An 11,411-nucleotide genomic window follows, 5' to 3' on the forward strand; every position below is an offset into this window, starting at 1 on the left:
TCTACACACCGGTCGTGACGAGCATCGTCGCTGTGGCCGTGGTGTGGCGGTTCATCCTGCAGGACGACGGGCTGATCAACGCCATGCTGGGATGGATCGGCATCCACGGACCGGACTGGCTCAACAGCACCACCTGGGCGATGCCGGCCATGATCCTGATGGCGGTGTGGCGCAACATGGGCACCTTGATGGTCATCTTCCTCGCCGGCCTGCAGACCATCCCGGAGTCGGTGAAGGAGGCCGCCGCGATCGACGGCGCCGGTCGCTGGACGATCCTCCGCCTGATCACGCTGCCGCTGTTGCGACCAACCCTCCTTCTGGGGGCGGTTCTGTTGTCCGTGGGCTATCTGCAGTTCTTCGAGGAGCCGTATGTGATGACGAAGGGCGGTCCCCTGGACTCCACGCTCTCGGTCACCTACTTCACCTTCAACCAGTTCGGGTTCGGCAAGTACGGCACGGCCTCCGCGGCGAGCTACGTGCTGTTCGTCGCCATCGCGCTGCTGAGCCTGGTCCAGTTCCGCGCATTGCGACCAAAGGACTAAGGGTCACCATGAAGATCTCCGAGACCACACCGGTCGCGGCCGAGCCCGTCGGCCGTGGGTCCACCTCCGCGCCGACACGTCGCGGCGGCCCCCACGAGCGCGGCACGACTGCCCGGCAGCTGTTGGTCTATGCGGTTCTGCTCGTTGCCGTGGCCGCGACCATGCTGCCGTTTGTCTGGATGGTGCTGAGCTCGTTCAAGACCCAGGGCGAGATCCTCCGCAACCCGACCGGCTTCTTGCCCGCTGACCCCGGGTGGGGCAACTATGCCCGGTGGTTCAGCGACTTCCACATCCAGAGGTTCTTCCTCAACAGCCTCATTGTCGCGGTGGCGACCGTGCTCGGGAACCTGCTGTTCTGTTCCATGGTCGCCTACGCGCTGGCCAAGGTGGAGTTCCCCGGCAAGCGGCTGCTCTTCGCTCTGGTCATGGTCACGCTGATGGTTCCGGGGGTGGTCACGTTCGTGCCCCTGTTCGTGACGATCAGCAAGCTCGGGATGGTCGACACCTACCCGGCGCTGTTCCTGCCGTTCCTCACCTCGCCGATGGGTGTCTTCTTGATGCGCCAGTTCATACTCGGCATCCCGGACGAGCTGATCGAGGCGGCCAAGCTCGACGGAGCCAACGACTTCCGGATCTTCGCGAGGGTCGTGATGCCGTTGTGCGGCGCGCCGCTGGCGACGTTGGGGATCTTGACCTTCCTGTCATCGTGGAACGGGTTCCTGTGGCCCTTGGTGGCTGCCCAGAGCGACGACAAGTACACGCTGCCGGTCGCGCTGGCTCTGTTCTCGACCGGGCAGAACGCCACCGACTACGCCCTGCTGCTCGCCGGCTCCGTCCTGGTGGTCGGCCCCATCGTGCTGGTGTTCATCTGTCTGCAGCGGTTCTTCACCCAGACCGTCGCGATGACCGGCATCAAGTAGGCGTCGTCCTGCTGCTGGTGATTGTCGTCTTCCTTCTTTCCGACGTCACGTCGTTGCCGGTATCGCCACGACCGGCTCGAGCTGAGAGCCATGGACCACCGCCGACCCACAGATCACCACGAGGAGAAGTCAATTGGTCGCGCAGACCCACGCAGACCCGACGAACGTAGACCGGGCCCGTGAGGCGGCCGTGCAGGCCGCACTCGGCACGCTCGATCTCGACACGAAGGCGCGGCTGCTCGCCGGGCAGGACATGTGGTCGCTGCCCGCGCTACCGGAGATCGGGCTGGCGTCGCTCGTGATGTCCGACGGCCCCATCGGGGTCCGCGGTGTCCGGTGGACCGCCGACGACCCCTCCATCGCGCTGCCGTCCCCGACGGCGCTCGCCGCCACGTGGGACCCGGAGCTGGCCCGCCGAGCCGGCACCCTGCTCGCCCAGGAGGCGCGCCGCAAGGGCGTCCACGTGCTGCTCGCGCCGACGGTCAACCTGCACCGCTCTCCGCTGGGCGGGCGGCACTTCGAGGCGTACAGCGAGGACCCTTTGCTGACGGCTGAGATCGGGACCGGCTACGTCCAAGGCGTCCAGTCCGGGGGCGTCGGGACGACGGTCAAGCACTTCGTCGCCAACGACGCCGAGACCGACCGCTTCACGGTCGACAACGTGGTCTCCGAACGCGCCCTGCGTGAGCTGTACCTCGCCCCCTTCGAGGCGATCGTCGCGGGCGCGCGGCCCTGGGGCGTCATGACCGCCTACAACTCGGTCAACGGCACGACCATGACCGAGCACCACCGGCTGGTCAACGGAGTGCTGCGGGGCGAGTGGGGCTTCGACGGCGTCAACGTCTCGGACTGGACGGCCGCACGGTCGACGAGCGCCATCGCGGGCGGCCTCGATGTCGCGATGCCGGGACCGCGGACCGTGTACGGCGAGGCCCTCGTGGCCGCGGTCCGCGCGGGCCACGTCGATGAGGCGATGGTGGACGATGCCGTGCGCAACGTGCTGCGGCTCGCTGCCCGTGTCGGCGCCCTCGAGGGCGCCGAGCCGGCGGTGACCGAGCTGCCTGCTGAGATCGACGGCGAGGCCCTGGCCCGCGAGATCGCTGGCCGCTCCTTCGTTCTCGTGCGCAACGCGGACGCGGGCGCAGCACGCCCGGTGCTGCCGATCGACGCGGGCGGCGTGCGCACGGTCGCCCTGCTGGGCGCGGCCGCGCGAGACGCGCGGGTGCTGGGCGGCGGGTCGGCGACCGTCTTCCCCAGGCGGATCGTGTCGCCCCTCGACGGGCTCACCGCGGCACTGCCCCCCGGGACGCTGAGGTACGCGCTCGGCGCCGATCCGGCCGACGGTCTCGCCGGGGCCGACGCGGGATTCGACCTGCGCGCGGTGTGCCGCGACGTCGCGGGCGAGGTGATCGGAACCCGGTCCGTGCCGGGCGGTCTGGTCCAGTGGCTGGGCACCGACCTGCCGGACGGCGTCACGCACGACGCCCTGCACAGCGTGGAGATCGCCGGGACGTTCACGCCACGTGAGAGCGGCGCGCACTCGTTCGGCTCCAGCGCCCTGGGCGCCCTGCGGCTCACCGTCGCCGGCGAGACTCTCTTCGGCGGCGTGCAGGAGCCGGACCCCGGGTCCGACCCGATCGGGGTCCTCTTCGGTTCACCGGTCGAGCGGGGCCGGGTCGAGCTGACGGCAGGGCAGCCCGTCGAGGTATCGCTGCACTGCGTCGTCCCCAAGGCCGACGACGCCCCGTTCGAGGTCGTGGGCTTCTCCCTGCTGCATCGGGAGCCGCAGCGCGACGCCGACGAGCTCATAGCCGAGGCCGTCGAGGCCGCGCAGGACGCCGACGTGGCGGTCGTCGTCGTCGCCACGACGGCGAGCGTGGAGTCCGAGGGCTTCGACCGGAAGGACCTCCGCCTCCCGGGGAGGCAGGACGACCTTGTGCGGGCCGTGGCGGCCGTGAACGCGAACACGGTCGTCGTGGTCAACGCCGGCTCCCCGGTGCAGATGCCGTGGCGCGACGATGTCGCGGCCGTCCTGCTCAGCTGGTTTCCGGGACAGGAGGGCGGCGCGGCGCTGGCCGACGTGCTGCTCGGCGCGGTCGAACCGGGCGGCCGGCTGCCCACCACGTGGCCCGCCGCGCTCGAGGACGCCCCGGTCACCCAGGTCACCCCGACGGACGGCGAGCTCCCCTACTCCGAAGGGGTCTTCATCGGCTACCGCGCCTGGGAACGGGCAGGGAGCAGCCCGGCCTACGCGTTCGGTCACGGGCTCGGCTACACCGACTGGACCTACGAGACGATCGCGACGGACGACAGCGCGACAGGGAGCCCCGCGGTGACGGTCCGGGTCCGCAACTCAGGCGAGCGAGCGGGTCGCGAGGTGGTCCAGGTCTACGTCGCGCCTGCCGAGCCGGGCACGGACCGGCCCGTCAGGCAGCTCGCCGGTTTCGCCGGTGTCGAGGCCGAGCCGGGCGAGGTCGCCGAGGTCACCGTCCACCTCTCGCCGCGCGCCTTCGAGATCTGGGACGAGGCCTCGGGCGCCTGGACGGTAGTCAAGGGCGAGTACGCGGTCGAGGCCGGCCGGTCGGTCGCCGACCGGCGACTGAGCGCGACCCTCGAGGTCTGAGCGTCTGGTCACTACCGAGCTGCCGGATCACTAAACGGACTGCGCGTCCCGATCTTCCAGCGCGCGCAGCATTCCGGTCTGCGGGTGGCAGCCGAGGTACTCGAAGTACTGCTCGTCCGCCTTAGCCACGGTGACCTCGTGGTGCAGCCTCAGTCGCGCCGCGGGACCCAGCGTTGACAGGTACTTCATCGCGGCCCCGAAGATCGCCTGGTGGGTGGGATGTTCGCGGGCCCATCGGTCGAGGTCCTCGAGGCTGCACCACCAGCTCAGCCCGGCCGGTGCGGTCCCGACGAACGCGGGTGTCGGCCCGGTACCGGCGTACTGGACACCCAGGTAGGCCATCACGACGCGGCTGACCGGTGGCGCGAACCGGGCCAATTCTCACGTGCCTCCACCTTCCGAGAAGCCGCGATCGGGAAGACCCGAAGTACTGTGGAAGTGGGCCAACTAACCCGCGTTAGCGCGAACATCGGGTCGAATCTGCGTCATCGTCAAGACTTGTGACAAAACGGGCGAAACTGCCTTCAGCGGCAAGGCAGCCGCGAGGCCTCCGCACGGGACCGCGCCCATCAGGCTGGTCGGCGATCCGCCTGCGTGGCTGTGCGTGGCAGCGGCTCGGAAGGCCCGGCAGGCTCGTACTCTGTCCGGGTGCCAGCTGATGGACGCCGCCCGACGGCGAGCAGACCGCGCCGCGTAGACGTCGCCCGCCTGGCTGGCGTCTCGCCGGCGACGGTCTCCTTCGTGCTCAACCGAACCGCCGGGCAGACCATCAGCGACGAGACCCGACAGCGCGTCCTGCAGGCGGTGGCCGAGCTCGGCTACCGCCCCAACCGCGCCGCGCAGGGGCTGCGGCAGGGACGCAGCGCGACGATCGGCTTCGTCAGCCACGACGTGGACTTCGGTGAGTTCGCTGCCTCGGCCATCAAGGGGGCGCACGAGGCCTGCGTCCGCGAGGGCAACCTGCTGCTCCTCGTCAACACCGGCGGCTCGAACCGCCGGGCGGCCCAGCTGATCAGCGACCTTCTCGACCGCCAGGCCGACGCGTTGATCTTCGCTGCGGTCGGCACGAGGTCGGTCGTGCTGCCGGACCCGGCGCTGCGCGTCCCGACCGTCCTGCTCAACTGCTTCGCGTCCAACGACCCCGTGCCCGCCATCCTTCCGGACGAGGTGCGCGGCGGGCGCGAGTCCACCCAGGCTCTGCTCGACCTGGGGCACCGCGACATCGCCTACCTCACCGGCAAGCCGGGCCAGTGGGCCACCAAGGCCCGCGTGCGCGGCTTCCGGGAGGCCCTGCGCGGTGCGGGACTCAACCCGTCCGACCACACCGTGCTGTCCGGCAACTACCACGCGGACTCCGGCTACGAGCTCGTGCGCACGCTGCTGCGGCGCAAGTCGCGACCCACCGCGATCATGTGTGGCAACGACCGCATGGCGGTGGGCGCGCTCCTGGGCCTGTTCGAGGCGGGCGTGCGGGTGCCAGAGGACGTGTCGGTGATGGGGTACGACGACCAGTTCCAGCTCGCGGCAGAGGTGCGTCCGGCCCTGAGCACAGTGCTGCTGCCGTACCCCGGGATGGGGCGCCTGGCAGCCGAGCAGCTGACCAACGGCGGGCCACTCACCCCCGGCCGCACCTTGGTGCACTGCCCGGTCGTGATGCGCGACTCCACCGCGCCGCCACCGAGCAGCCGCAGGCGCCGCTGAAGCCGACCTACCGGGTTCACGCGCGCATCACCGCAGAAACTTCCGCGTAACAGGATCTTGACGCGGGCTTTCGGCGCGCTTAGCGTTGCTCACTAACCCGAATTAGTGACTGCTGTGGTGTCCGGTGATGCACGACCTGCCGTCGGTTCGCCAGCGCATCTGCGGGGATGGTGGCTGTCTCGGCCCTTCGGCGATGTGTTGCGGTCGGGCGACTCCATGGATCTGCCAACAGCCGCCATCGGCCGCACGATCCCTGACCAACAAGTTCCTTCGGAGGAATGAGCATGGCCAAGTTGAGAGCCAGGTCGCTTCTGGCGCCTGCGTTGGGTGTGGCCCTCGCGGCGATGCCCGTCGCGATCCCGCACGCACAAGCAGCATCGCCACCGGGTGCCAGCTCGCCCGTGCACGTGTGGCTCACGGACGTCTCGAGCGAGAAGTGGGTCGAGAAGCAGAGCGACGTCTCGTTCCAGACGAAGCAGACAGCCAACCCGCTGACCATCAAGGTGGACAACCGAATCAAGTACCAGAAGGTCACCGGGTTCGGGGCGGCGCTGACCGACTCGTCCTCCTGGCTGATCGACAAGCTGCCGGCCGCTGGTCGTGACACCTTGATGAAGAAGCTGTTCGACCCGGTGACCGGTGCCGGGTTGAGCATGGTCCGGCTGCCGATGGGCGCCTCGGACTTCGCGGCGAGCGGGAACTACTCCTACGACGACATGCCGGCCGGGCAGACGGACCCCACGCTGTCGAAGTTCTCCATCGCGCACGACGAGCCGTACATCATCCCGCAGCTGAAGCAGGCTCTCGCGCTCAACCCGTCGATCAAGATCACTGCCACACCGTGGAGCCCGCCGGGCTGGATGAAGACCTCCGACAACATGATCGGCGGCACCCTCAAGGACGAGTACTCGCAGGCGCTCGCCGACTACTTCGTCAAGTTCATCCAGGCCTACGGCAAGGCCGGTGTCCCGGTCCACTACGTGACACCGCAGAACGAGCCGCTGAACGCTCCGACCTGGCCGGGTATGGCCCTGACCCCCGCACAGCAGATCAAGCTGGTGCAGCAGATGGGCCAGGCGTTCGAGGCCAACAAGCTGTCCACCAAGATCCTGGCCTGGGACCACAACTGGGACGTGCCGTCGTACCCCGAGTCGGTCTACAACGACCCGTCCACGAAGGACTACGCCGTCGGGGCCGGCTGGCACATCTACAGCGGCACCCCGATCTACCAGACGCTGGCGCACAACGACTACCCGAGCAAGGAGTCGTACCTCACCGAGGCCACCGGTGGCGACTGGCAGGCGAGCAAGCAGGTGGCCTTCCACGACGCCATGAACAGCTGGCTCATCGACGGCACGCGCAACTGGGCCAACGGCGTCATGCTGTGGAACATCGCCCTGGACCCCGACAAGGGGCCGCTCAACGCCGACACCAACGGCATCGGCATCTGCCGTGGGCTGGTCACGATCGACCCCAAGACCGGTGTGGTGACCTACAACGCGGACTACTACGCCCTCGCCCAGGTCAGCCGGTTCGTCAAGCCCGGCGCCCACCGGATCTACTCCAACTCCTTCGGTGAAGGCAGCGTCGAGAACGTCGCGTTCCAGAACCCCGACGGCTCGAAGGTCGTGGTGGCCTACAACGACAGCAACGCCGACAAGACGTTCAGCGTCGCCGACGGCACGCAGTCGTTCGACTACACCCTGGGCGCCGGTGACGCCGTCACCTTCACCTACTCCGGGCCCACCCAGAACGGCAGCACGCAGGCGGCGACCACCGTCACCGACCCGAACCACGACTTCACCTTCGGCAAGACCGACCCGGTGACGGTCACCTACGACCCGGACCTGCTGCCCGTCCAGAACGGCATCAAGACCGGGACGGATCTGCTCACCTACTCGCTTCCGGCCGGTGCGTCCATCAAGACACCGGGCACCGAGCTGGGCCGGAGTGGGTGGACGGCAAAGGCCTCGTCGAGCGCGGTGGCGGACGCGGCGGCGAACGCCATCGACGGGGACGCCGACACCCGATGGCGTACCGGGACCAAGGTGAAGAGCGGCGACTGGTTCCAGGTCGACTTCGGCGCTCCGACGAGCTTCAACAAGATCGTCATGGACAACACCGCGAAGAACGCCTTCGACTCCCTCGCGAAGTACCAGGTGTACGTCTCGAACGACGGCGTCAACTGGGGCAGCGCGGTCGCCAACGGCAGCGGGGACCTCCGGACGGTCGCCATCTCACTGGCACCGCAGAGGGCGCGGTACGTCCGCGTCGTCGCCAGCGCGGCGTCGTTCTTCTTCCGCTGGTCGATCGGTGAGTTCAAGGTGTTCGGGGGCACGAGCGGCACGGCGTCGATCCAGGCTCCGACCACCGTGCCGAAGGGCCTCGAGCAGAAGACGTGGACCGCGCCGGACGGCGCTGCCGTGGCGGTCGTCTACAACGGGAGCCGCAGCAGTCTGGCGTTCCCGGTGAGCAAGGACGGCGCCTACGCCTACTCGCTGCCCAGCGGCACCTCCGCGATGTTGACGACGCAGCCCTTGGCGAGCTACCCGAAGCCGACCTTCAGCAGCCTGGCCCCGAACAAGGGCATCCCGGGGTACAAGTTCAAGATCACCGGCTCGCACTTCGGCAGGACCCAGGGCCTGGGCACCGTGTACTTCGGATCGGTCCACGCGAAGATCGACAGCTGGTCCGACACGAGCATCAGCGCGTACGTTCCGGTCGGACTCGCCTCCGGGAAGTACGACGTGTCGGTGATCGGTGCCGGCGGAGAGTCGGCGGGTGGAGCGCCGTTCACCGTCACCGGTCTGGGAACTCCACTGGACCTGGACGGTTGGACCGCGACGGCGTCTGACGTGAGCCCGTGGCCCACCGATGTGGTTGAGCACCTGCTCGACGGTGACGCCGACTCCCGGTACAGCTCCGGCAAGGCACAGCAGGACGGCATGTGGATCAAGGTCGACATGGGGCAGCCGCAGACCTTCAACAGGCTCGTGCTCGACTCCGGAAGCAGCACCGGCGACTACGCGCGCAGCGCCGACGTCTACGTGTCCTCCGACGGCGACAGCTGGACGAAGGTCTCCTCCGTCACGGCAACCGGCCAGCAGATCGAGCTGGCGTCGTTCCCCACCCAGACGGCCCGCTACCTCAAGGTCGTCAACACCGGCAGCGCCGGCAACTGGTGGTCCATCGCCGAGCTCGGCGTCTACAACAACACCGACCCGGACCCGGAGCCGGACCCGAAGGCTCCGCTGGACAAGACCGGTTGGGCCGCAACGGCATCCGACGAGAGCCCGTGGCCCAACGATGCGCTGGCGCACATCCTCGACGGCGACACCAGCTCCCGGTACAGCTCCGGAGCCAGCCAGTACGACGGGATGTGGGTCCAGGTGGACATGGGTCAGCAGAAGACCTTCAACAAGGTCGAGCTGGACCCCGGCAGCAGCACCGACGACTACGCGCGCAGCGCCGACGTCTACGTGTCCGCCGACGGATCGGCCTGGACGAAGGTCGCCTCGATCTCCGGGGCCGGCCAGCCGACCCAGCTGGCGACCTTCCCGACGCAGACGGCCCGCTACCTCAAGGTCGTCAACACGGGCAGTGCCGGCAACTGGTGGTCCATCGCGGAGCTCAACGTCTACTACGACGCGGCTCTTGACGCACCGCTGGCTCGAACCGGCTGGACCGCCACGGCATCCAACGAGAGCCCCTGGCCGAACGATGCGCTCGGGCACCTCCTGGACGGCGACATCAACTCGAGGTATAGCTCGGGGACCAGCCTGTACGACGGCATGTGGGTCCAGGTCGACATGGGCCAGCCACAGACCTTCAGCAGGATCGTGCTCGACTCCGGAACCAGCATCGAGGACTACGCGCGCGGAGCCGACGTCCTCGTGTCCGCCGACGGATCGGCCTGGACGAAGGTCGCCTCCATCGTCGCGGACGGCCAGCCGACGCAGGTCGCGACCTTCCCGGCGCAAACGGCCCGCTACCTCAAGGTCGTCAACACGGGCAGCGCCGGCAGCTGGTGGTCGATTGCCGAGCTCAACGCGTACGCGTAACGACGCCTGAGCGCCGATGCGGTCGGCGTGACCGGCCAGATCGGCTGAGGCAGGATAACGCTTGAGCTCCGGGCCCGGGTCAGCATCGCTGGCCCGGGCCCGTTGGCGCCCGGCCGCCAGGAGCCGCTCGACCGTACGATCCGCGACACGCAGGGGCAGTCCACCCACGACAAACCGCAGGTCACATCGGGTGTGACCTGCGGTTTCGGGTGGTGGCCAGGGGCGGGGTCGAACCGCCGACCTTCCGATTTTCAGGTGTTGGCGGTTCCTCGTGCGAGTCCCGATGCGTCGCCACCCAAGTTACGGCCGGCCGCCTCCGTCCCAGCGACGGCTGGCTCGGTGTGGTCGTGTTGCTATCAGCAGCGCTATCAACGCGAGCCACGCGCCACATCTGCCCGGCACCCTGATAGCGGCCAGCACCAGGACCCCGGTCAGTGGGTCAAGGGTCGAGCTTGCTCGATCGCGAAGCGACGCTTTGCGCCCTTGACGCGCTGGCCGGGGTCCGGACGATATGGCTGCAGGGTGTCGGGCTTCGTCGTGCCCCGGTCCAGTTCTGCCTGGGCCCGGGCGAGGACGGCGCGCCAGCGCCGCCCGCAGCTGGGCCCTTGCGCCGGCGGAGCCGGCGCCTTGACGGAGAAAAGAGAATCCTCACGAGGCGCCCGGCCGTTAACGGGGAGAGGCCGACCCGGCTCCAAGTTGGCTTGGACCAGCAGGGCTTATGACGACGAAACGCCTACGACCACTGCATGAGTCAACAAAGAAACGGCCCGTGCTGTGTGTCACAACTGCCGCCCCAGTGCCGGATCATTGTGGCGCCGTCCGGGCCGTACCTACCAGATGTTGGCTCGGGCGACCGAGTTGCCGTCAGGTCGAGGCCGGCTGAGAGGGCGGAGTCTTAAGGAGGATGAGCTTAGGTCCTAAGTCGGCTCGCGCCTGGTCGACCATTCGTTGGATGGGGACGTCCTGTGCGAACCACGCGGCCTGGTCCTGAGCCGTAACCAGTCGGTGGCCTGTGCCAAACGGCTCAACGCGCCACTGCGACAGGTCGTGCGCCCGGGCGAGGTGGGCGTCGGTGAGAACTTGGAGCCCGTAAGCGTCGGGGACGCGCTCGGTGTCGAGGCCCCGATGCACGAGGTAGTAGTAGGACGCATCAATGGTCGGGTCGCCCGACGGAAACTGCGGTGGCCAACGATGCCCGGGGTAGATGAGGCCCCTAGCAGACGCGACCGCAGCATGTCCCATCCGCACTCCCGCGTACTCGATCAGGTCTGCGAACTGAACCAGGACTGACCGGATCTCAGCGAGGTTCGACTGCCACGTTCGATCCGTGTCGCGCACCTGGACCGTCATGCGTCCGCTGGAGTCGAAGCACACCCACCGCAAGTGGTCTAGGTCCGGGTTTACACAAAGTGTCAGGTAATCGCTGGCTCCCATGTGGTCGCGGGCGGCCTCCACGGGCAGAAGGAACGAGGTCTCTTCCACTCCCACGTACAGCTCAGCGCGTCCGTCGGCCGTCCATGGGATTGCCCAGTTCATCAGCCGGTCGCGCACGGCCTCGTCGACC

7 protein-coding genes are annotated in these 11,411 nt (G+C 68.4%); 5 read left to right on the plus strand and 2 right to left on the minus strand.

Translation table 11 applies throughout. From position 1 onward, the window contains the following. The 3 genes from ACR9ZK_RS17645 to ACR9ZK_RS17655 all read left to right on the plus strand — a co-directional run. Positions 1 to 542, plus strand: a 542-nt coding sequence (locus ACR9ZK_RS17645) for a carbohydrate ABC transporter permease (protein ID WP_481343258.1), incomplete at its 5' end; no start/stop codon positions are given. 8 nt (positions 543 to 550) lie between these two features. Beyond that, positions 551 to 1,462, plus strand: a complete 912-nt coding sequence (locus tag ACR9ZK_RS17650) for a carbohydrate ABC transporter permease (RefSeq protein WP_481343259.1) — start codon at positions 551 to 553, stop codon at positions 1,460 to 1,462. A 133-nt stretch (positions 1,463 to 1,595) separates the two neighbouring features. Then, positions 1,596 to 4,085 carry a glycoside hydrolase family 3 protein gene (locus ACR9ZK_RS17655; protein ID WP_481343260.1) on the plus strand — a complete coding sequence of 830 codons (2,490 nt, stop codon included), beginning with the start codon at positions 1,596 to 1,598 and terminating at the stop codon, positions 4,083 to 4,085. A 30-nt stretch (positions 4,086 to 4,115) separates the two neighbouring features. Here the strand turns inward: ACR9ZK_RS17655 and ACR9ZK_RS17660 are convergent, their stop codons facing one another. Continuing rightward, positions 4,116 to 4,427 carry a phenylacetaldoxime dehydratase family protein gene (locus tag ACR9ZK_RS17660; protein ID WP_481343261.1) on the minus strand — a complete coding sequence of 104 codons (312 nt, stop codon included), beginning with the start codon at positions 4,425 to 4,427 and terminating at the stop codon, positions 4,116 to 4,118. Between the two features lie 306 nt (positions 4,428 to 4,733). Here ACR9ZK_RS17660 and ACR9ZK_RS17665 point away from each other — a divergent pair, with 306 nt between their 5' ends. Continuing rightward, positions 4,734 to 5,786 carry a LacI family DNA-binding transcriptional regulator gene (locus tag ACR9ZK_RS17665; protein ID WP_481343262.1) on the plus strand — a complete coding sequence of 351 codons (1,053 nt, stop codon included), beginning with the start codon at positions 4,734 to 4,736 and terminating at the stop codon, positions 5,784 to 5,786. Between the two features lie 284 nt (positions 5,787 to 6,070). Next, the gene (locus tag ACR9ZK_RS17670; RefSeq protein ID WP_481343263.1) at positions 6,071 to 9,847 is read left to right on the plus strand and encodes a discoidin domain-containing protein; all 3,777 of its coding nucleotides are present in this window, start codon (positions 6,071 to 6,073) and stop codon (positions 9,845 to 9,847) included. Positions 9,848 to 10,711: 864 nt separating this feature from the next. Here ACR9ZK_RS17670 and ACR9ZK_RS17675 read toward each other — a convergent pair. Next, positions 10,712 to 11,411 (minus strand): hypothetical protein (locus tag ACR9ZK_RS17675; RefSeq protein ID WP_481343264.1); only part of this gene is annotated, 700 nt, incomplete at its 5' end.

The sequence above is a fragment of the Monashia sp. HAY1-5C genome (assembly GCF_056755255.1).